Genomic DNA, 22,221 nt, shown 5'->3' with positions numbered 1-22,221 from the left:
TTGCAAGTGAACATAATAATTAAGATCTATGATTAACTTACGTAATATATTAATCGCATTAATATCAATATTTTCAATTGTAGCACACGCACAACAAAAAAAAGCGCGTGTACTTGTACTCATACATTCCGACAATGGAAGCACTTATGAGCTCGCTAAAGAATTTGCAAAAGGACTAGAAAGTTCCAATCAAGCAGAAGCAATTATCAAAATGGTTAAAAAAAATGAGCATGCAAAATTAAAAGAAATTCCTGTTGCTACCCCAAATGAACTTTCATCATATGATGGAATAGCTTTTGGTTCACCCATTTATTTTGGGAACATGAGTACTGCTATGAGCGAATTTTTATCAATGACTGTCGATCTTTGGACAAAACATGGTTTGGAAGGTATGCCTGCTACCGTTTTCATGTCTGCAGGTAGCGGCGCGGGTAAAGAACTAGCCATTCAATCCATTTGGAATAGCCTCGCTGTACATGGGATGATACTCGTTTCAAATGGCATTCGTGGTAATGAAAAAATTGACGTCAAAATTCCACAAGGTAACACGGTATTGGGTACAACAAGTCTTTCCTCTGCAAAAAATGTCGAAAGACCAAGCGAAAGTGAGCGCTATTTAATTAAGCTCCAAGGTGAAAATTTTGCCAAAATTGCACTTGCCTTAAAAGGCACCTTCTTTAAGAGCACTGTTCCTTTGTTAGAAAATAAAACAACAGTTGCATCAACATTAAAACAAAAAAAGATTACACTACCAGAAGTTCCCCGACCAGCAGGTAATTACAAACCTTACATTCGTACAGGTAATTTAATCTTCATCAACCAGGTAGCGTTAAAAGACGGAAAGATTCTTAACCCTGGAAAATTAGGAAAAGAACTCAACGAACAACAAGTAAAAGAAGCGACCAGAACAACAATGCTGAATGTGATAGCTGTGCTAAACGAAGCTGTTGGCGGAAATCTCGAACAGGTTAAACGCTGTGTTCAGTTAACTGGAATATTCAATACACCCGAAGGTTATACCAAGCATGCTGACTTAATGAACGTAGCCTCTGATCTTACAGTTGATGTTTTCGGAGAAAAAGGAAAGCATGCCCGCGCAACATTTGGTGCATCTTCCATTCCTGTAAATTCTGCTGTTGAAATTCAAGCTATCTTTGAAATTGACTAAAAAAATTAAGCTTCATTGTTCATCAGCTAAAAACTTCCATTTGGTCCTAGAGCTTATAGAAATCTGGTGGATCCCTATCTTTTTCAATTGAATCCCATTATCCTTGCCCTGTTAAAGGAAAAAATAAAATATATTTGCCACAGATCACCAAATGATGTTACTAAAGCGAAAATAAGCAGGTACATCAGAAATTTATTTAGAAATGGAAATAAGAAACAGCACAGCTCATGATATTGAGGATATCTTCAAAGTTTACGAACAGGCCTCAGCATATAAACTACAAGTTGGTAATAAAGGTTGGAAGGGGTTTAAATTAGCTCAGGTACAAAAGGAGATCGATGAAAATAGACATTTTGTTATACTAGAAGGATCAGTTGTAGCTTGTACATTTGTACTTACTTTCAAAGATGATGTTATCTGGAAAGAATCTGCTAACGATAACGCAATTTATATTCACAGAATAGCGACAAATCCTCTATTTAGAGGAAATTCTTATGTAACAAAAATCGTCGCTTGGGCTAAAGAATATGCAATTGCAAATGAAAAAAAATTCATTAGACTAGATACTCATAGTGGGAATGATAAAATAAACAACTACTACATAAGCTGTGGTTTTATATTTAAAGGAGTAAGTCAAATTAAATGGACCCCAGAATTACCTGAACATTATAAAGAAGGATCATTTAGCTTGTTTGAGATAGCATTATAAAAAAACTATTCGCTTCTTATCCTCAGCAAGATAAGAAGCGAATACTACATATTGATCCAATAATTGATCTTCATCATAAAAGTATTGCTTGCGGGTAACCCAAACATCCGATCTAGATTATTTCCCCAGCCGGTTTGATAAATCTCGTCACGATTAGATCGATTATGTTCCCAGACAAGATACAAAGTAGATCCAGGAAGATACTCCCAGCGCGCAACTAAGTTTGAGCGAAATTCATTAAAACTAAAGTTTGGATCTTTGAACTTTAGCACATGGTTTCCTTTATCAACTTCATAAACACCTGAATTAAAACTTATTTCCTCTGCAGTAAACGTTCTAAAACGATCCTCATAAGTGTGAGAATTTGTATTCGCGGCTTCTTTAAAGTGATCATATTTAGCAACTGAAGTGAAAGGAGAACCATAATATTGAATTGAAATATCAGGTGTTAGATTCATCTGCATATTTAAGGTAATACCATAGGTTTGTTGTTTCATACGCCCCATAACATAGGTCGTGCGATCTGTACTGTTTTCCGTTGGTAAAATACTATTTACATATTGCAGATTATCTTTATTCCATGCATAATTTAGCTGTCCTGTAAGACGAACATGGTCCCCTAACCGGAAGATCATACTTGGGTGTATTGCATTATACCCTGTCTCCTGTTCCAAATAGTGTCGCCCATTATAATCTAATTTAAAAACGATCCGTTTTGCACGATCTGAACTAACCATTACATTAGATTCAAAATTAGAATTCAATCTTAAGTCTGGCCCTCCACGAAGTTGACGGCTATCAATGGTATTCCAGTTAAAGGTTTCCTTGATATCCATTTCGATACGACGTTTCGTACTTAAACTCCTCCAACGGAGTGCAATATTATTATTAATAGCCTTTCCACCATAATTCCACATATTTTTCTGCGTTAGATTAATTCCTGCAAAACGAAATGGGCCCCATGGATCTGTTTTTCGATAGGTGATCTCAGATTCATTAAATTTAAAATCAGATTGACGAAGATACCCCACATTGTTAAGATCGAATCCCGGTGATGACCAACTAAAAGTTTCTGCAAAATTCCATTGCGCATTTCCTCTCTTACCCACTTTTACATAACCACCTGTACCTTGTAAGGTCTTCTTATCCGGATCTAAATTCAGATACCCCGAGCCTGATTCACGTTGATAATAGTGGGTCGCATTCATTTTCGTATTAAGGATCGCATCCGCTGAGCCATGTAAAGTACTGAACATACCTTTTGCATCGATATAGTAAAGACGCTTAGCAAAGTACTGCGTAAAATCAACTCCACTTGTGAAAGCATTTTCAACCATTGCATCTTCCAGATGTTTTCTTCCTAACTTACGATTTACCGAAGTTACCATACCACCTAATAGCGTATTACCTTCCCAATTTTTTTGTACACGAGCCACCGTATAATTGGTTAAAGGCTCTGTAATCTCTTTATCGGGTTCACCATTTCGCATCACTTTAGAATTAGTCTCCGCAGTAATGCTTTCCAGAAACCCAACTGTAACACCATTTCTGTTCGTGCCCGTTAACTTCATAGCACCTAAAATGGGAATAGGATTTGGTGTGCTCGCAAAACTTGTCAGATTATCTATATTTTTGGGTTGATAAGTAGGCATTGCTCCTATTCTACGGGAGTAAAACATCATCCCCTCTTCATTATTATCAAACTCCAAAATATGTTTACCTTCAAGAAAAAAAGGTCTCTTTTCATCATAAAAAATCTCGAAAGCAGATAGATTCATGACCGACGGATCCAGTTCAACCTGACCATAATCTGGATTTATAGTCATATCCAGTGTAAAATCATTCAGTGCAAATTTCGCATCTAAACCCGCAGTGGCTTGCCACCTGCTCCCTTTCTGAAAAGGGCTGTTAGGTACTTTCGGATTTCGGACAAATTTGCTCATCGTGTATGGCAAAAATTCAATTCCTCTTGGCTTTGGCAAGTCTGTCATACCGTGCATCTCTCCAAAAGAAAAAACATGTCCATTATTTTTTATTGGAATTAAACTCCAATTCTGGACCTCATTATTTCTCCGAATGATACGCCTTACGTGTAAACCCCAAATACCATCTTCATTTTTCTGATTATAACGTAATTGACTAAAAGGAATCCTCAGTTCTGCCGTCCAGCTTGAATCTGCAAGGTCGATATTCGTCCGTCCTTCCCACACAGTATTCCAACTCAGATTGACAGATAATTTATCCGTCACCGTCAAATCTGTCTTATTTCCCCCGAGATTAACATTAAATTCAGATGCCACACGATAATCATGATAGGTGTCAAATGCAATACTGATCAAATCTCCATTACTGTTATCATCGCGATTACCAATAAATGCATTCATGGTTTCCGGGTGTACATCCTTACAATAAACTCCTACATAAACATTTTCATCATCATAAAATATTTTCATCCGAGTCCATGAGGGTGTATAAACGCGTTCAAAAGGAATTACCTGAGAAAACTTTTCCGACCATTCTCCCTTATCCTTCCATATAGTTTCATCCAGTTTCCCATCAATTCGAGGCTGTTCTCCTGTAAGTTTTGTAATATGATACGCTCTTTTATAAGCGCTGTCTAAAGAAACGACCTCTTTTCTTTGATCCTGAGCCTGACATAGACTATGGATGAACAAAGAAGCCAGGAAACAATAATATTTCATAATTATCCAATTATTTTTGTAGGTTCTATATAATATTGGTGTTATATATAAGTCAATCGACCAAGTTAAATAAAATAAATCATACTATAATTGAATTTGCAACAGATTATTAAGATAACTTCCTTTGTTAAGAATTAAGATTCATAAAAAGCATACCGAACTCAGTTCCTAGCATCAATCTATAAACATCCCAACAATATTTCTCGCAAGTAAATGGAAAATTAAATGAAAACACTATCTTAGTAATCAATAGCTAATTATTTAAACCTTTTTATGATTAATTCCACTAATAACACGACCATATACTGGAGTTTTGGAAAAAAAAAGGATTCCGTTTTTCTTTCGTTTTTATTTTATTATTTATAGTGATATGTAATAACGGTTCATTCCCTCTCTTCAGCTTCATCAATAGACCATTGATTATGCTAATGCATATCTGTACACCATGGTTTTCGAAAAATATATTAAAATATCAATACGACTATTCCATTTTCTCCAACGGTAGCGGAGATACTTCTTTTGACTGGGTAACACTTCTGATATTAGTTATCATTGGAGTTCTGGGAACCATCATTTGGACCTTGATAGATACAAAAAGAAATAATTACAATAAGTGCTATTATTGGTTGACGGTCTTTATTCGCTATTACATTGCATTCATGCTCATCAACTATGGTGTAAGCAAATTGATGCATGCGCAAATGCCGCCTCCAGGATTGACCAAGCTTATGCAACCTCTAGGTGAATTTTCTCCAATGGGATTGGCATGGAATTTCTTTGGTTTTTCGAAAGGATACAATATTTTTATTGGTATTGTGGAGATAATGGCAGGCCTACTCCTGTTTAGGAAAACAATGGTTTTAGGCGCTTTAATCACAGTGGCTACAAGTTTAAATATAATGGCCATAAACTATTTTTACGATGTACCTGTAAAGTTGATGTCAACTGCACTAGTCTTATTATCGGTATTTTTATTACTTCCATATCTCAAATCTTTAACAGACCTTTTTTTCAAAGGCGAGTCTAGTCAACTTAAGCAAATTAATAGGCCAGTGTTCAATAGAGTATGGAAAAAGTGGGTTGCATCGATATGCAAAGTCTTAGTGATTATGCTGTTTATCTCAACCCAGCTATTTGGTGTTTTTAATCAAAAAAAAATAATAGCACAATATTTCAAAAAATCGCCATTGTATGGTATCTATCAAATTGACACAACTTCAGAAAAAAGAGTTAGCATACCCAATGATTGGTCATTTCTAATCTTTGAATATGAAGGAAATGCACGAGCTCGTGATAATTTTTACAATGTACAACGAATCGGAGTCGGCTTTAATACATCAGAAAATAAGATGACCTTAAACAATTACACCTTTGATTATAAACTGGAGGAGAATGGTGATGTGCTATTAAAAGTAAAAATAAAAGAGCGATTGGAAGAAATCAGACTTAAAAAAAGAGATCCGAAAACATTTGAGTTAATGAATCGTGGTTTTAACTGGATACAGGAATATCCGCACAACAAATAATCGTATCCAATCATTAATCAAAAAAACTCTTATTTAAATAGCCTGCTAAAGAAAGAACCTGAAGATTCAATGGCAACATACAATTCTTCATTTTCAACTTTAGTAGGGTATATCTTAATAAAATCCCCTTGTCCGGGACAACCTGTGCCACTTGTCAAATTAAATCTATGCCGGTGATAAGAACAAACAATCTCTTCACCTTCGCACCAACCCGTTACAAATGAAGCTCCCGCATGTGGACATTTCCTAGAAAATGCTTTCCAGCCATTTGCATTATGCAAAATACACAACCGGGTACGCCCCGCTTCTACCTCATAAATTCGGTCTTCAACATAAATACTCGCCTTATCGATCTTATACCATTGCAACATAATTAAAGATACATAGAAAGTTTCGACTTATTTTTTATCTTTGCGTAAATTCAAAAAACTAGCATATTTTATGGCTTTACAATGCGGTATCGTTGGATTACCTAACGTAGGTAAATCAACACTATTTAACTGTTTGTCTAACGCTAAAGCACAAGCGGCAAACTTTCCTTTTTGTACTATTGAACCAAATGTTGGGGTTATCACTGTTCCTGATACCCGTCTTAATAAATTAGCTGAATTGGTTAATCCTCAAAAAATTGTTCCAAATACAATTGAGATTGTTGATATCGCTGGTTTAGTAAAAGGCGCTTCTAAAGGTGAAGGTCTTGGTAATCAATTCTTAGGGAATATTCGTACAACAAATGCAATTATTCACGTTTTACGTTGTTTCGATGACGGCAATGTGATCCATGTTGATGGATCTGTAGATCCTATTCGTGACAAAGAAATCATTGATACTGAGTTACAGTTGAAAGATTTGGATACTGTTGTGAAACGTATTCAAAAAGTAGAAAAAATGGCCAAAACAGGTGGAGATAAAGATGCAAAACGCACTTACGAAATCTTATCTATTGTAAAAGACCATTTAGAAGCTGGTAAATCAGCTCGTACAGCACCTCTTGAAAAAGACGATTTCGATTTCATTCAAGATTTAGCATTACTAACTGTAAAACCTGTATTATATGTGTGTAATGTGGACGAAGCTTCTGTCAATACCGGTAATGCTTATGTTGACCGTGTAAAAGAAGAAGTTAAGGATGAAAATGCACAGGTATTAATTATTTCTGCTCAGATTGAATCGGAAATTGCACAATTAGAAAGTTTTGAAGAGCGTCAGATGTTCTTAGATGATCTAGGTTTAGCAGAATCTGGTGTTTCTAAATTGATCGTGGCAGCTTATTCACTACTGGACTTAGCAACATACTTTACTGCTGGTGTGCAGGAAGTTCGTGCTTGGACAATTGAAAAAGGATTTACAGCCCCACAAGCAGCAGGTGTTATCCACACAGACTTTGAAAAAGGATTTATCCGTGCAGAGGTCATTAAATATAATGATTTTATCGAATTAGGATCTGAGGCAGCTTGTAAAGAAGCTGGTAAATTATCGGTAGAAGGAAAAACATATATTGTTGAAGATGGTGATATTATGCACTTCAGATTCAATGTATAATTAATATTAAAATAATTAGAAAGGGCTGAAAATAAATATTTTCAGCCCTTTTCGTTTTAGTCATATAACAATACACCCGATACATTCCAGCTGCTGAAGCTTGTTCCCTCGCTTTCGCCTTGCGGAATATGAACACGGACAGTATGCTTTCCAGCTTTAAGTTTTCCTATATCGATAAAAATAGGATAAGTTACCGTTCCTGGACACCAATTAGAACGACTCAAATCCGAAGAAGATAGACCATTAGCAAAATTTCCGGAAGCAGGATTACTTAATCGATATGATCCACAATCATTACGCCATGGTGTAAAGCTAAATAACGGCACTTCGTTAAGAAATATACGATTTGTTTTAGGGACAAATTCATCACCATTCCCCCATCCACCATGTCCAGTAGTAACATAGCGCAGTTGAACATTTTCCGCATCCTCCTTCAACTCAAAAGTTACTACCAAACCTTGATCCTTATTGAACATCGTTCCGTACTCCTGCCCACCCATTTCCATTACATTAGTAGTATTAAAAATTGGCAGTAATTTTTTTAATGATTGGCTTCTATCAAACCCCGGATGTACCGTCAATTCAAGACTTATCTCATGGCCATTTTTATCATAATTTCCAATAAAAGCACCTACATAAACTTCCTGATCACTGATAGCCCCCGCAAGCTCGCTGATATCCTGTCTATATAATACAGAATCTTGCCAGGTCTTGCCCTTCAATTTTAAATAATTAAATTGACTCACACCAAAAGGTGTAAAGAAGCGCATAAGCTCTAAGATAGGAGAATAAATAGCCGTACGGATCACACCTTGGTATTTTTTACCATTGCCATTATCATAAAACGGTAGCGTATTCATCCCTTTTTGCATACCATCTAAAAAAGACAGTTGCTGATCTTGAGGAATAATAAAAACAGAACCTGTACGATCGTAAGCGTCACCTTTAGATTTTTCAGTCAATTGCACAAATACAGTTTGTCCTGGATTAATCTTTGGAATTTTTACTTTTTTAACAATGACAGTACCATTTGCAAATCTTAAAATACTATCCGATTTACTATCATCGGAGAAGCTGATCTTTTCATTTTTAAAGACAGGAACTTGTGTAAACCTGCTTTTCCACAGCTCATCTTTATAGGTCAAATCATCAACATAAACCAATGACTGAGGCAAGTTTAATGACGTTGGCCATTCCTTTAGTTTTTCAATTTTACTTGCTGTTACTGCAGAATTACCATTACGGACTACTTCAAGTACAAAGCCAAGGTTCTGCCCTAAATCTGAAGGACCACCTTTTACCTTCAGCTCGGTCGTATACCAGATATCAATGCTATTCGAGTTTACACTAGTTTTTGCCCTATAGCAAGTATAGCCTAATATTTTTTTAGTTTCCTTAGTAATTTCCAAATTTTGTTTATTGATCGCATTGGAATCAATTGTACCTATTTGTTTCATTGCATTGACCCGTGTCATCTTATAATAAGCATTTGAAGGTCTTTTAATAACAAAAATCTCATAAGGCATCTTCGCTTCACCGCTCATAATCTTACGGCTTGTAATCACTGTTTGCTCGGCATTTGCATAAACTAAAGTCGGATCCTGCGATTCCATAACTTTATTGTTACTGGAACGCTGATATTCAACTAAAATGCCTTTCTGAGCATAAAGTGATTGGAAAAAAAAGAGAGATAGAAATAGATATAATATACGCATAGTATGGAATAAATGATTAATCTTCAAATTTAAAAAAATGATTGATAATATGGCTATAAAATAGAAAAGCCTGAGAGAATCGAGCGATTTCCCAGGCTTTAAAGTACCTCTTGAAAGAGGTAATCAACCTAAACCTACGTCAAAGGTAAAATATATTTATTATTCTTACAAAATAATTATTTGAACACTGAAAAAATAATAAGGAAATATAGTGTAAAACGATACGTTATTTATTATTTTTCAATAAAAAATAATGCTAAAAATACCATTACTGCAACTCTTTTAACCAGTAATAAGATATCAGTATGCCCCATTTGATATGGTGTAAATCCAACACAATAACTTTTTTTGAATAAAAAACAGTGAAATCGAATTAAAACCTATATAATTAGAAAAATGACAATATTAAAACTTAAAAGATAAATAATATCGCTATAAATAAATAAAGGTTTTCAAACGGGGAGAATGAAAACCTTTAAAACCAATTATAAACCTAAATTATGATGCAACAAAGATAGTGTATATATTACACTATAACAAATTATTTATTCTTATTTTTTTTAATAATATTAAATTGTAGTGATTTTACTACAATTTAGAATGATTCTAAGTGTTTTTATATCCTCAGATTATCTTTATCTTTGTATAAAATCAGAAAAACACATGTTTACAGGAATTATAGAAACCTTAGGAAAGGTCAAAGATATTGTCAAAGAAGATACAAATATTCATTTGTATATCGAGAGCCAGATTTCCAATGAATTAAAGATAGATCAAAGTGTAGCCCATAACGGAGTTTGTTTAACCGTTGTTGGAATTGAAGAAAATTTGCATCAAGTAACTGCAATTGATGAAACACTGCAAAAAACAAATCTTCAAGATTTAAAGATTGGCGATGTCATGAATATAGAACGTTGTACGCAGGCCAATGGGCGTTTTGACGGACATATTGTACAAGGTCACGTTGATCAGGTAGCAACATGTATTAACAAACAAGATCAAGATGGAAGTTTCGTATTTACATTTCAATATGATCCAAAGCTTCAGAATATCACAGTTGAAAAAGGATCTATTACAGTAAACGGGATTAGCCTGACTGTAGTTAACTCTAAAATTGATCAATTTTCTGTCGCAATTATCCCCTACACTATTGAACACACAAACTTAAAAAATGTAGAAGTAGGTACAAAAGTAAATCTGGAATTTGATATCATAGGCAAATATGTATCAAAAATTATGGCTTTGAGAGGTTAATCTCAAAGCCATATTTTATGTTACTCCAAATAATGTCCTTGTCGCATCAGCAATGCCCTATACTTATTAAAGACACTTGATTTCGATACAAAACCGAGATAATTCCCATCCTTATCAATCACTGGTAATATCCATACATCATCTTTTTTCATCTTGAGCATGACCGACTCCATATCTTCTTCATGTATTTTAACAAGATCAGTAGGTGTTTCCGCTAACTTACTAAAAGGTTGGTCGATACCTTCCTCCTCACCCAACAAAATAGAAAATAAGCGTTCGCTATATAAGATACCTAGCAATTTGCCCTTTTCAGTAACAATAGGAAAAATATTACGCTTACTGTGAATAATATCAGATTGTCTCATTTTAGGGGTTTCTTCAGGTCTTAGTATGACAAAATTAGTTTCTAAAACATACCTTACCTTCATCATACTTAATACAGATCGATCCTTGTCCTCGTAAGACAGCAAGTCTCCTGAATCAGCTAAAACTTTCGTATAAATAGAGTATTTCAGTATCGATCTATTAATTAAATATGAAATGGAAGTGACAAGCATTAGCGGTACCATCAATCCGTACCCTCCAGTGATTTCTGCGATTAGAAAAACACCTGTCAATGGTGCATGCATGATTCCACTCAAGGCGCCGGCCATGCCGACCACTACAAAGTTAGGAACATTCAATTCTGTTATTCCTGTCAGATTGACTCCATAAGCAAAAGCAAAGCCCAATAGCCCGCCCATCACCAGACTAGGACCAAAAACACCGCCGTTTCCACCACCATTAAGGGTAAACAGAGCGGCAAATGATTTGGCAAAAAGAGTTAAGACCGAATAAGCTAATATTACAAGCCCGATATCCTGATAATCTGCAAATAGACTATTCTTAACAATGGCATTAAATTGACCATTCAATATTTGCTGAATCGCAATATATCCTTCTCCGTAAAGAGCAGGGAAGATAAAGATCATCAACCCCAATGATATGCCACTAACCCACACCTTATTGTAAGGATTTTTAATATTAGTAAACCAATTCTTGACAATACTGCTGATCTTCGCAAAATAAACAGAATATCCACCAACCAATAAAGCTAACAATAAGTAGAAAAATAGTGCTGATACCTCCCACTCCGTACTAAAAGTGTGAAATAGGGGTTCACTATATAATGATTGTGCAACTACCGATGCCATTGCAGCCGAAATCAGTAACGGAATAAGCACCGGAATAGAGAATTCCGGTAATAAAATTTCGATGGCGAACACCATCCCTGCTAAAGGGCTGTCAAAAGCGCCTGCGATACCAGCTGCAGCCCCACAAGCCAATAGCATCGTCACCTCTTTATATTGCAAGCCAAAAAACCGTCCCGTATTAGATCCGATGGCAGATCCACTCATCGCAATAGGTGCCTCTAATCCACAAGATCCTCCAAACCCAACGGTTATAGCCGAGGTGACTATCTGCGAATAGACATTGTGAACAGGAATCTGACTCGATTTTCTGGAAATGGCATAAATAATCGGTGTTATACCGTGCTCAAGATGTTTCGCCTTTAGCACCTTACGCACATACAAGACACTCAAAAGAATACCTAATAATGGGAAGAATAAATAGAATGAATATTTATAATGCCAATCCACATCATCCTGTAAGGTCGAAGCAATAAAGTGCGTTAATGCTTTTAACACAGAAGCAGCTACCCCACCTATAATCCCGACTACAAAAGCTAAAATAATGATAAAGTTTCGATTCGAAATTTTATGCATCCGCCAATGATTAAGCGCATCTAATTTTCTATTAAGCCTGCCTCTTAATGTTTTACTATTCATTTTATATTATTGAAAACTTAGAACCTCTTTCTTTTTCTTTGATTTAAACTTCTCCGGTATTGCTTCCATAATCTCACGCGATAACGCTTCAATAGCTTGTTTTTTGACAAAATTCTGTGTTGTTACAAGACTTATTTCACGGACAGGTTCCGGAGCTTTAAAATAACGAATCCGGTTTAGCTGATCTTCATTATAATCTACAATAGATAATTCGGGTAATATTGTAATTCCCGAATTGATATCCACCATCTTTTTTAAAGTCTCTACACTCCCGGTATTATATTCAAAACGACCAGAACTATCATAATTATGTTTATGATGGCAGATGTTTAATACCTGTCCACGCATACAGTGACCTTCATTCAATAACCAAAGCTTATCCTCTCCGATGTCATCAGAGCTCAACATCTTTTTACCGAAAAGCGGACTGTTTTCCGAAATATATGCCACAAAGTTTTCATAAAAAAGTGGCTTTTCAATTATTCCTGCTTCATGTAATGGTGTCGATAAGATCCCGCAGTCCAAAAGTCCTACTTTCAACTCGTGAACAATTCTTTCGGTGGTATACTCCCAAATTTGTAATTGCATTTTGGGGTATTTATCCATAAACCGTGTTAGAACCGTCGGTAACAAATAAGGGGCTATCGTCGGAATCACTCCTATACGTAACTCTCCGTCCAATTCACCATTTTCATTTTGGACAATCTCCAAAACTTTTTTACTTTCTATCAGAATAATACGAGCTTGTGCAATTATCTTTTCTCCAATTTCAGTAGGGATTACAGGTTGACGGCTTCGGTCAAAAATTTTAACTCCAATAGACTCCTCCAATTTCTGGATTTGCATACTTAACGTGGGCTGTGTTACAAAACATTTTTCGGCAGCGGCTACAAAGTTTCTATATGTATCAACGGCGACTATATACTCTAATTGAATGAGCGTCATCTTATCAATTTTATTTATACAAAAGTAACAAACATATTTCATACCAAATGATCGAATCGCGATCGAAAGATATGTACTTAATATTTTTTATCTTTGAGCTTCGATCGGACAGAACAATCCTATTTAATAATATATAAACAAACATGAAGTTACTGAATACAAAATCCTGGAGTTTACTCCTACTTTTAGCAACAGCTGCCCCTACTATCCATGCGAAATCTCCTGACGAAGGAATGTTTCCTCTTAGCGAATTGAATAAAGCGGGATTGAAAAATGCGGGACTAAAAATAAATGAAAAGCATATCTATAATCCAGGAAAAGTTGGACTAGTTGATGCTTTAGTACAAGTAAGCGGATGTACGGGTTCATTTGTATCAGGAAGTGGATTGATCATCACGAACCATCACTGTGCATTCTCAGCAGTACAGCTTGCGAGTACTCCCATCAACAACTATCTTAAAAATGGTTTCGTAGCACAGTCACATGAACAAGAAATTGAAGCAAGAGGACTAACTATACGTATTACAGACTCTTACGAAGATGTTTCTGAGAAAATTCTGGCGGCAGTTGCACATATCACGGATCCATCCGAAAGAATAACAATTATTAAGAAAAAGCAACAAGAACTGGTAGAACAGGCTCAAAAACAGGATCCAACGATCAAAGCTGAAGTTTCTGAAATGTTTATCGGTAAGACATATGTACTATTCCGATATAAAACAATTGAAGACGTACGCTTAGTATATATTCCTCGTCAAAACATCGGAGAATTTGGAGGTGAAACCGACAACTGGATCTGGCCAAGACATACAGGAGACTATTCATTCTTACGTGCTTATGTTGGTAAAGATGGGGCATCTGCAAAATATTCAAAAGAAAATGTCCCTTACCAACCGAAGAAGTTTTTAAAAGTAAACCCAAAAGGTGTTAATGAGAATGATTTCGTCTTCATTTTAGGTTATCCAGGTAAAACATTTAGACACCGTCCTGCGCAATATATTCAATATCAACAAAATTTTTTACTGCCTTATGTTTCTAATTTGTATGAATTTCAAAATGAGCGCATGTACGAAGCAGGAAAAACAGATAATGATGCCGCCCTTTACTTAGCGACACGTATTAAAAGAAACGCTAATGTTTTAAAAAACTATAAAGGAAAACTAAAAGGTCTTCGTAATATTGATTTAATAAATACCAAAATAAAAGAAGATCAAGCGCTAAGTACTTTTATCAATAGCAAATCAGATTTAAAAAATAAATATGGTACTCTGATGGATGATATTGATGGCCTATACAAATTAATCAATCAAGACGTCTACAAGGAAATGTGGATGAATAATATCTACACGAGCACGAGTTTAATGCGCGTTGCAAAAGAGATAAATACGTTTAAAGCAGCGATGCTACAACAAAGTACATCACAAGATCAAAATGCTTTTTTTGAAGCTAATATTAATAAGTTAAAAACAAACTTAAAAGGTATCTACGAAAGCTACAGCATGTATGCAGATCTCCGTATCTTTGCTAAGATGCTAGCTGACGCACATGCTTTCCAAGGGAACAATCAAATCGAAACAATTCAAAAACTGAAGTTCCAAGATAATAATCTTGCAAGTGCATATGCCGGGGAGCTTATTACAGAATCGAAATTAAATAACAGCGCAGCAGTATTTAATGATATTTTATCAAATAGGACTACTCTATTGGCTTATTCAGATAACCTAATGAAATTTCAATCGTCACTAGAACAAGATATTCAGCAATTTGCTGTTGAGCAAAAAAGAAGAGATGGAGTGTTAAATAAATTGATGGGAGATTATGTAGCAGTTAAGGAATTGTACCAGTCTAAAAACTTTATTCCTGATGCGAACTCCACATTGAGACTAACATTCGGAAACATAAAAGGTTACTCTCCTGTTGACGCTACTTACATGAAGCCATTTACAACACTAGCAGGTATTATACAAAAAGGCAATCTTGGAGAGGCAGATTTTGAATATCCAGCTGAAATAAAAACTGCTTGGGAAAACAAGAATTTTGGACCATATGTTAAGAAAGAACTGAACGATGTACCTGTTAATATGCTCTATAATATGGATACGACCGGAGGTAATTCAGGATCTCCTATTATGAATGCATATGGCGAATTGATCGGAGTCAATTTTGACCGCTCATACGATGCAACCATTAATGATTTTGCATGGAACGATAGTTATAGCCGTTCGATAGGTGTTGATATCCGTTACGTACTATGGGTAGCAGACAAAATTGACAATGCTCAATTTATATTAAAAGAAATGGGTATATAAGTATCACCTGCAACAAATAATAAAAGGCTTATCGTATTTCCGATAAGCCTTTTATTATTATTTAAATCTCAAACCAAACTATAAATCTCCATCGTTTGTTAATCTTCCAAACCCAAATATATCCGTACGGTAGTCTTTCTTTCCCAAAATTATATTTCGGATCACCTGTGCGGCAATCATACTAAATGTAATACCATTTCCGCCATATCCCAATGCATAAAGCATTCTTTTTTTACCGGGCCAGCTACCGATAAATGGCAAACCATCTGCTGTAGAAGAGAAAGTACCACACCACGCCATATTGACATCGATAGCAATATCCGGATATAATTTATTGAATTTTTTGACCAGTTTTTTAACTTTTCCCTTTAACAAACGGTCCCGTTTATCAGGGTCTCTAAATTCCTCGTCTTCCCCTCCCATCATGATACGATTATCTGCGGTTGTACGCATATAGAAATAAGGTTCCGCAGTTTCCCATATTAAACTTCTTTCTTTCCAAAATTGACCTGTATGAATAGGCTTAGAAACTAAAGCATAGGTTGAATTAAGATTCATAACCTGTTTTGGCAAAAATTGACCCGCCTCAAATCCTGCGGCAATGATCACGTATTTACAGTGAATCTTAAACCCATTGTTCGTCAATAGTTCATACCCATTTTTCACTTCATGATAATGATCGATCTGAACTGGAGAAAAAATTGGAAGTTGATGTTTTTTTTGATGATACTTAAGAATACCGATCGCAGACTTATAAGTATCCATTTGTGCAGATGTATCATTATATAATGCGCCAAGACCTGCAATTCCATATTCCTTCTTTAATGCTTTCCTATTTAATAAACGAACAGGAAGGTCATGTTTCACCCTCGCCTCATATTCATCTTTAATACTACTCCATCCTGCTTGATCACTTGCCAGATAACATGTTGAGACACGTTTAAAATCACCCTTCACACCTGTTTTCTCAAATACTTGCTCGATATCTGTAATAGACCTTAAACTTGCACGATAAGCGCCAACTGCACGAGCTTCTCCGATGTCCTTAATCATTTCATGAAGAGGAACATCAATTTCATATTGCAGCTGTGCTGTACTAGCAACCGTACTGCCATTTGATACGATTCTTTTATCAAAAATAGCACACTTTATACCGTGTTCACAGAGCTCGTGCGCAACTAGTGTTCCTGTAATACCAGAACCAATAATTGCCACATCAATTTCATAATCATTTTCTAAGGGATTGTTATAATCGTAAAGCGCATTTTTAATAATCCAAAAAGGTAATCCTGCGTATAAATCCATAAATTGTATTTACAATTACAACATTGGGTTTGGCAATTTGTTTTTTCTTAAAAGAAAAACAACACCAACAAATGAAAATAATAATTCGTATTTCCTAAAATTCAATTAGATTTGAAGGATCATTAACAGTAAATCACAGACATGAATTATCTCTATTTCTTATTATTTTGGATTTGTCAGATCGTTTCAACTATTATTTTTAAATATGGCGGAATTCACCCAAAATACCACTGGTCAGCGTTAGTTGCGGGTAATATAATTCTAATCACTGCAAGCTGGTTTCTCATTCAATTATTCAAAACATTTCCACAGCCGATTGTAATTGCCTTGTGTTCAGGGGGCACATTTTTAACAGTTCAGCTGGCGATGGCTCTTGTTTTTAAACAACCTTTGACCTGGATGCAGATCCTTGGTTCTACAATCATTGTAATAGGAATGGTGCTGGTGACCTTTGGTGGAAAAGAATAAGCAGTCTAAAACGATATTCTCCATGAATTGTATCAAACTCAGTGTTTTGCAATCCATGGAGAATATTTTAAGTAATTTTAAAAACGAAGACCAATACTTAAATAAGGACGAAATCCTTCTTTTGAAAAACCTCCAACAGCCTGAATAACTAAAAGATCAGCAGGAATAAAATAAAAGCCACCGCCATACCCCATGTGCCAGCGACTAGAGGATTCGTTTTTCATCCAAACTCTACCCACATCGTGAAAACCAATAAGTCCTACAGTGCCAGGAACCAAATAGGAATCATAACTAAAAACTTTAAAACGTAACTCAAAATTATTATAGAGCATAGTTTGTCCACTCAAACGTTTCGAGTTAAAGCCACGAAGGCTATTTTCACCTCCTAAGTGCGCATATTGAAAGATTAATGGATCACCGATCAGTGTTTCAAATCCAGTGCGATTGGCAAGAGTTATCCAGTCGCTTTCATTAGTCTTATAAAAGTTGAAAATAGATCTTAATCTTATAAATTGATTATCATTACTATTTAACTGTGACTTTGCCTCAATAAGATTATCCCAGAAAATACCTTTTTTGGCATTATCTTTTTGATCACGACTATCGTATTGAACAGATCCTAGAATTCCTGTAAAGAAAAACTTACCAAATACAGGTATAGCTGGATTTTCTGCGGCATACTTTTCAAAAAAATGTCCCTCATTAGCTTCTTCATGGCTCATAATAAATTCTGAAGAAGAACCCATCTTCCATTTCCAGTTTTCAGCAAATTCTCTCTTCAATAAAAAGTTGGCATAAATAACGTCATATCGGTTTCTATAATATTGAATCCCACGTTCTTTACGCTGTTCATAATCTGTATTATTTCCCAAACCAAAAAAGTTTTCTTGGTTTTTAGGTCCATCAGATTCCAATTGAATCAAGAGGTCATTTTTATTCCATATCGATTTAATATCGGCATTATATTTAAAACTAAAGGACTTGCGTCCAGTTGTATAATGCGCCCAAAACTCTTGTTTAAAAGCATAAGGTTCTTTTCGAAAGCCCTGTTTTTCGATCAAATAACCAGCCCCGAACAAAAGGCCTTTATCTACTCCATATTGTAAAGAAGCCAACACACCGGTGCGATCATATTTGAAACTATTTCGATCATAACGATGCACTAAGGTATCATTTGACAATTTTAGATTTATAAAAGGCGTGTTCTTAAAATTAGGTTGAACTTCCTTATCATCATAAATATAAACAAGTTTACCGTTCTCAAAATTAGGATCTATGCGGTAATCATCCTTCCCCTTACCCCCTATCAACCGAAGCTTTATTTTCGATTTATTTTGACCACGAATATCATATACATCTGAACCATCAAGCCCATAAATCCGTAATTCTTTTGTCTCCTTCGGAAGGAATGTTCTTTTAACCAGTTTCCTTCCTTCAGATCCATCTTTCCTTTTATTTCTGATTTCTAGCTCAAGCGAACCGTCAGTATGATAGTTAAAATATAAAAACTCATTCTTAGCTGAAGTGGCGATATCAACGTTCTTTGCTAGATCACCATAATAATCTAAAGCAGTAGACATCAGATTATCTCTTCTAGCACGTATATGACCCTTAAGCTGTTCTCCACCCAATCGTACAATAGTATCTGGCATCTGTGCTATTGCTTCATCTATGACGGCATCAGTAACAACCGTTTGTACAAATTTGATTTCCTCTTTCCAATCCTTTCGATCCAAATGGTTTAAGAAGTAACGGTCAAAATGCCTTTCATTAAAATTCCACTGACCGACATTGCGAATATGATCACCAAAAGGTTGCAAGTGCGCTTTCAGCCACTGCATGGATAGTAATACCGGAAGTATACCCGATGTTTTATAATATACTTTATCACGATCTCTTGGTACTGGACTATACACTTTCTTATCGTCAATCTTTTTAGAATCCCATCGCCAATTATCCTCATGACGATCCCAATCTCCTAAAATGAAATCAAGTAGTCTTGCACGCAATGTTAAACGCTGATCCACTTGAATATCATTATCTTCCTCCAACTTTCTTTGCGCTTTAAGTGTATTGTCAGTTTTCGCATCTTCATCCTCCAAAGGTACTCTTGGCTCAAACATATAAGCTCTATTTTTAAATACAGCACGGTGTTCTTCTAAACCAGGATCATCACCAACAAAGACCAGTTCTGGACTAGCATGTGGGATTTTTAATACACGATTAAAAGTCGGTACAGTTAGCGCTCCAAATGGATGAGCAATTGAAATTTGATCCTGAACAATATCCTTTGCAATCGTATTTCTCAAATGTTCAGGCAGACTCCTTTCTGGAAATTTATTAATAGACCTCAAAACCCATTCTCTACCCGTACTGTCTCTTAAACGTAGCGATTGTGTTTGCATACCTCCACCAAGCTTGACAACAGTAAGACCGCCAAGTTCCTTTTGAAGATGCATGACCCGCATTTTAACCGGCGTATTGTATAGTTCACGATAAGAATCACCTAACCAGAAACGATGCAACTTACTCACTTGATCATATGTAGGATCGATCATGGCAACTGCCGAATCACCTTCCATTTTAAATGACGACTGCCCACATACATGAGATACATTAGTGATGAACAATAGTGTACTTACAATGCTGTAGACATGCTTTTTAAGATGAAGGTTTTGATTATTCATACGGTAATAATTAATACGAGGTCAATTTTGAAACTAAAATACAGTAAAAAATTTAATTGCACTTCTGCTTTTCAATAGAAGTCAACAAAAATCATCACATTTGGTTGTAAGAATAGTGTTATAGGACTTGCCTTATACTTTTTCTTTTACAAATTACAGTATAACTGCAGCACTGCACTTTGGATGTTTTGCCATAAAAATGCCCCCAGAAAGCATCTAACTCTTCGGGGGCAAACCTAAATATCAAATTCTTTTAATTAATCTTTCTTAACGAACTTCTTGAATTTTTTCTTTTTAGAAGGTTTCTTCTTTTGATCAGAATAACGTGTTGGATCATAAACCGGTCCTGCAGAAAAACCTTCGGGTAAATCCAATTTTTCTATACTTGAACCGATAAGCTCTTCAATTTTTGCAAACCGCGGCTGATCTTTCTGATTTACGAAAGTAATAGCTGTTCCTGTTGTCGCGGCTCGTGCTGTACGGCCAACACGGTGGATATAATCTTCAGGATCTGGAGGAACATCATAATTGATAACCAAACTGATACCGACGATATCAATACCTCTAGAAATCACATCTGTACCAATTAGTACGTTTATTTGCTTTGCTTTGAAACGATTCATGATATCTTCACGTTGTGCTTGCTCCAAATCAGAGTGGAATGCTTCTACTGCGATACCGCTTTTATGCAGATCAGTACTCAACCGTTTGACAAACTCCTTTTTGGAAGCAAAAATAATCGTACTCGTATAAGTTGGATTAGTAAGAATATGCTGTATCAATGCCGTCTTCTGGTCATCATAAACCATATAAACTTGTTGATTAATTCCTTCAGAAGGTTTTGATAAGGCAATATTAATCTCGGTCGGATCATGTAAGATCTGCTTCGCCAATGTCCTGATTTTACCTGGCATCGTCGCTGAGAATAAAAGATTCTGTCTCTTTTTTGGCAAAAAGCTGATGATCTTCATAATATCTTCATGAAATCCCATATCGAGCATACGGTCTGCTTCATCCAATATGAAATGTTTTACTTTATTAAAATGAAGTTTTCCTGATGCTAAATGCGCTATTAAACGTCCAGGAGTAGCAACAATAATATTTGCTCCTTCTTTAATTGCTGTCCGTTGCTGTTCATAATCCATGCCATTTCCACCACCATAAACAGCAATTGAAGTTGCCCCAGTGAAATAGCCAAGCCCCATGATTTGCTGATCAATTTGCAAAGCGAGCTCTCTGGTAGGAACTAAAATTAAAGTATTTATATAATCGGATTGTTCTTCAGCTATTTTATGTAAAACAGGCAATAAATAAGAAGCTGTCTTCCCTGTACCAGTCTGCGCGCAAGCGATCAGATCTTTATGTTGCAACACAACAGGTATGGCCTGTTCCTGTATGGGTGTTGCATCTTCATATCCCATGCTATCTAAGCCTTCTTCCAATGAAGGTGCTAAACCAAATTCTGTGAATTTCAATATTTTTTTCTTTTACTGTAAAAATCAGGATAATGTAGGCTTTTTTTTCTAATTTACCGCATAGAAAATCCAAAAGATTGATTTTTTACTGGAAAATTCATGAATTAGCTGGGAATTATTAAATTAATTTAATGCTAAATAAATAATTGAAAAAATCTACGTAAGGTAATGAATTAAAAAAGGTCCAATACGTTACATATTAGACCCCCTCTGTATAAACCTAAATTAGAAATGCGAATTAGTCTTTTTTCACAAAATAGCGATGCTCAATAACTTCTACACGTTCTACATCGTCTTCAATGGCTTTTTTTATTGCACATTTTCCAGTTATACCACGGTAAACTAAAGCACCACCCAAAGATAATCCAGAAAGTGCCGTTAGTGGATGTTTAATCAAATACCGAACACCCGCACCTAATATAAAACCTCCAGCCACAACAGAAAGGATACGTTCTGAAGTCTCAATAGTACCATTCTCACATTCTTCGTCTATTTTACTTTTTACTTTGCTTATTACTTTATCTACTATCGCGCCCATATGTATAAAATTTATAAGTTCTTCTGTAATTAATAACAAGCAGTACACT

16 protein-coding genes are annotated in these 22,221 nt (G+C 35.6%); 7 read left to right on the top strand and 9 right to left on the bottom strand.

The window, feature by feature from the left end:
* Window positions 1-28: 28 nt before the first annotated feature.
* Both M2265_RS01335 and M2265_RS01330 read left to right on the top strand, forming a co-directional pair.
* The gene (locus tag M2265_RS01335; protein WP_132768422.1) at window positions 29-1,168 is read left to right on the top strand and encodes an Atu1372/SO_1960 family protein; all 1,140 of its coding nucleotides are present in this window, start codon (window positions 29-31) and stop codon (window positions 1,166-1,168) included.
* A gap of 202 nt (window positions 1,169-1,370) precedes the next feature.
* On the top strand, window positions 1,371-1,877 hold the full coding sequence (locus M2265_RS01330) for a GNAT family N-acetyltransferase (protein WP_132768424.1): 507 nt from the start codon (window positions 1,371-1,373) through the stop codon (window positions 1,875-1,877).
* 44 nt (window positions 1,878-1,921) lie between these two features.
* On the opposite strand, the gene M2265_RS01325 is transcribed toward M2265_RS01330, so the two are convergent.
* On the bottom strand, window positions 1,922-4,579 hold the full coding sequence (locus tag M2265_RS01325; RefSeq protein ID WP_132768426.1) for a DUF5916 domain-containing protein: 2,658 nt from the start codon (window positions 4,577-4,579) through the stop codon (window positions 1,922-1,924).
* Between the two features lie 422 nt (window positions 4,580-5,001).
* Here M2265_RS01325 and M2265_RS01320 point away from each other — a divergent pair, with 422 nt between their 5' ends.
* Entirely contained in the window at window positions 5,002-6,105 is a 1,104-nt protein-coding gene (locus tag M2265_RS01320) for a hypothetical protein (protein ID WP_132768428.1), read from the top strand.
* 29 nt (window positions 6,106-6,134) lie between these two features.
* Here the strand turns inward: M2265_RS01320 and M2265_RS01315 are convergent, their stop codons facing one another.
* The gene (locus tag M2265_RS01315) at window positions 6,135-6,476 is read right to left on the bottom strand and encodes a Rieske (2Fe-2S) protein (RefSeq protein WP_132768430.1); all 342 of its coding nucleotides are present in this window, start codon (window positions 6,474-6,476) and stop codon (window positions 6,135-6,137) included.
* A gap of 70 nt (window positions 6,477-6,546) precedes the next feature.
* Between M2265_RS01315 and ychF the strand changes: the two genes are divergently transcribed.
* A complete protein-coding gene (ychF, locus tag M2265_RS01310) occupies window positions 6,547-7,647 on the top strand; it encodes a redox-regulated ATPase YchF (protein ID WP_021191342.1) in 1,101 nt (366 codons plus the stop codon).
* A 56-nt stretch (window positions 7,648-7,703) separates the two neighbouring features.
* On the opposite strand, the gene M2265_RS01305 is transcribed toward ychF, so the two are convergent.
* Window positions 7,704-9,362, bottom strand: a complete 1,659-nt coding sequence (locus M2265_RS01305; protein ID WP_132768432.1) for a GLPGLI family protein — start codon at window positions 9,360-9,362, stop codon at window positions 7,704-7,706.
* A gap of 663 nt (window positions 9,363-10,025) precedes the next feature.
* On the opposite strand from M2265_RS01305, the gene M2265_RS01300 reads away from it, so the two are divergent.
* Window positions 10,026-10,616 (top strand): riboflavin synthase, encoded by a 591-nt coding sequence (locus tag M2265_RS01300; protein WP_132768434.1) that lies wholly within the window; start codon window positions 10,026-10,028, stop codon window positions 10,614-10,616.
* 20 nt (window positions 10,617-10,636) lie between these two features.
* Here M2265_RS01300 and M2265_RS01295 read toward each other — a convergent pair whose 3' ends face one another.
* Together M2265_RS01295 and M2265_RS01290 are read right to left on the bottom strand one after the other, a co-directional pair.
* Window positions 10,637-12,445 (bottom strand): chloride channel protein, encoded by a 1,809-nt coding sequence (locus tag M2265_RS01295; RefSeq protein WP_132768436.1) that lies wholly within the window; start codon window positions 12,443-12,445, stop codon window positions 10,637-10,639.
* A gap of 6 nt (window positions 12,446-12,451) precedes the next feature.
* On the bottom strand, window positions 12,452-13,390 hold the full coding sequence (locus M2265_RS01290; RefSeq protein ID WP_021189329.1) for a hydrogen peroxide-inducible genes activator: 939 nt from the start codon (window positions 13,388-13,390) through the stop codon (window positions 12,452-12,454).
* Window positions 13,391-13,533: 143 nt separating this feature from the next.
* Between M2265_RS01290 and M2265_RS01285 the strand changes: the two genes are divergently transcribed.
* Window positions 13,534-15,699, top strand: a complete 2,166-nt coding sequence (locus M2265_RS01285) for a S46 family peptidase (RefSeq protein ID WP_132768438.1) — start codon at window positions 13,534-13,536, stop codon at window positions 15,697-15,699.
* Between the two features lie 78 nt (window positions 15,700-15,777).
* On the opposite strand, the gene M2265_RS01280 is transcribed toward M2265_RS01285, so the two are convergent.
* The gene (locus tag M2265_RS01280) at window positions 15,778-17,004 is read right to left on the bottom strand and encodes an NAD(P)/FAD-dependent oxidoreductase (RefSeq protein ID WP_132768440.1); all 1,227 of its coding nucleotides are present in this window, start codon (window positions 17,002-17,004) and stop codon (window positions 15,778-15,780) included.
* A gap of 141 nt (window positions 17,005-17,145) precedes the next feature.
* Here M2265_RS01280 and M2265_RS01275 point away from each other — a divergent pair, with 141 nt between their 5' ends.
* On the top strand, window positions 17,146-17,472 hold the full coding sequence (locus M2265_RS01275) for a hypothetical protein (protein WP_132768442.1): 327 nt from the start codon (window positions 17,146-17,148) through the stop codon (window positions 17,470-17,472).
* A gap of 77 nt (window positions 17,473-17,549) precedes the next feature.
* Here the strand turns inward: M2265_RS01275 and M2265_RS01270 are convergent, their stop codons facing one another.
* The 3 genes from M2265_RS01270 to M2265_RS01260 all read right to left on the bottom strand — a co-directional run bounded on the left by M2265_RS01270 (window position 17,550) and on the right by M2265_RS01260 (window position 22,172).
* A complete protein-coding gene (locus M2265_RS01270; RefSeq protein WP_132768444.1) occupies window positions 17,550-20,159 on the bottom strand; it encodes a BamA/TamA family outer membrane protein in 2,610 nt (869 codons plus the stop codon).
* Between the two features lie 257 nt (window positions 20,160-20,416).
* The gene (locus tag M2265_RS01265) at window positions 20,417-21,634 is read right to left on the bottom strand and encodes a DEAD/DEAH box helicase (protein WP_132768446.1); all 1,218 of its coding nucleotides are present in this window, start codon (window positions 21,632-21,634) and stop codon (window positions 20,417-20,419) included.
* Between the two features lie 238 nt (window positions 21,635-21,872).
* Window positions 21,873-22,172 (bottom strand): DUF2892 domain-containing protein, encoded by a 300-nt coding sequence (locus M2265_RS01260; protein WP_021189673.1) that lies wholly within the window; start codon window positions 22,170-22,172, stop codon window positions 21,873-21,875.
* Window positions 22,173-22,221 lie beyond the last annotated feature (49 nt).

This window comes from Sphingobacterium kitahiroshimense (genome assembly GCF_025961315.1).
Classification (GTDB): domain Bacteria; phylum Bacteroidota; class Bacteroidia; order Sphingobacteriales; family Sphingobacteriaceae; genus Sphingobacterium; species Sphingobacterium anhuiense.
The sequence above is the reverse complement of the archived record's forward strand: the minus strand, read 5'-3'. Positions and strand labels throughout refer to the sequence as shown.

Bases quoted from the DNA above. Each gene is read 5' to 3' on its own strand.
- M2265_RS01305 (WP_132768432.1), bottom strand. From the start codon at position 9,362: ATGCGTATATTATATCTATTTCTATCTCTCTTTTTTTTCCAATCACTT.
- M2265_RS01290 (WP_021189329.1), bottom strand. From the start codon at position 13,390: ATGACGCTCATTCAATTAGAGTATATAGTCGCCGTTGATACATATAGA.
- M2265_RS01315 (WP_132768430.1), bottom strand. From the start codon at position 6,476: ATGTTGCAATGGTATAAGATCGATAAGGCGAGTATTTATGTTGAAGAC.
- M2265_RS01335 (WP_132768422.1), top strand. From the start codon at position 29: ATGATTAACTTACGTAATATATTAATCGCATTAATATCAATATTTTCA.
- M2265_RS01295 (WP_132768436.1), bottom strand. From the start codon at position 12,445: ATGAATAGTAAAACATTAAGAGGCAGGCTTAATAGAAAATTAGATGCG.
- M2265_RS01320 (WP_132768428.1), top strand. From the start codon at position 5,002: ATGCTAATGCATATCTGTACACCATGGTTTTCGAAAAATATATTAAAA.
- M2265_RS01280 (WP_132768440.1), bottom strand. From the start codon at position 17,004: ATGGATTTATACGCAGGATTACCTTTTTGGATTATTAAAAATGCGCTT.
- M2265_RS01330 (WP_132768424.1), top strand. From the start codon at position 1,371: ATGGAAATAAGAAACAGCACAGCTCATGATATTGAGGATATCTTCAAA.
- M2265_RS01285 (WP_132768438.1), top strand. From the start codon at position 13,534: ATGAAGTTACTGAATACAAAATCCTGGAGTTTACTCCTACTTTTAGCA.
- M2265_RS01325 (WP_132768426.1), bottom strand. From the start codon at position 4,579: ATGAAATATTATTGTTTCCTGGCTTCTTTGTTCATCCATAGTCTATGT.
- M2265_RS01270 (WP_132768444.1), bottom strand. From the start codon at position 20,159: ATGAATAATCAAAACCTTCATCTTAAAAAGCATGTCTACAGCATTGTA.
- M2265_RS01275 (WP_132768442.1), top strand. From the start codon at position 17,146: ATGAATTATCTCTATTTCTTATTATTTTGGATTTGTCAGATCGTTTCA.
- ychF (WP_021191342.1), top strand. From the start codon at position 6,547: ATGGCTTTACAATGCGGTATCGTTGGATTACCTAACGTAGGTAAATCA.
- M2265_RS01300 (WP_132768434.1), top strand. From the start codon at position 10,026: ATGTTTACAGGAATTATAGAAACCTTAGGAAAGGTCAAAGATATTGTC.
- M2265_RS01260 (WP_021189673.1), bottom strand. From the start codon at position 22,172: ATGGGCGCGATAGTAGATAAAGTAATAAGCAAAGTAAAAAGTAAAATA.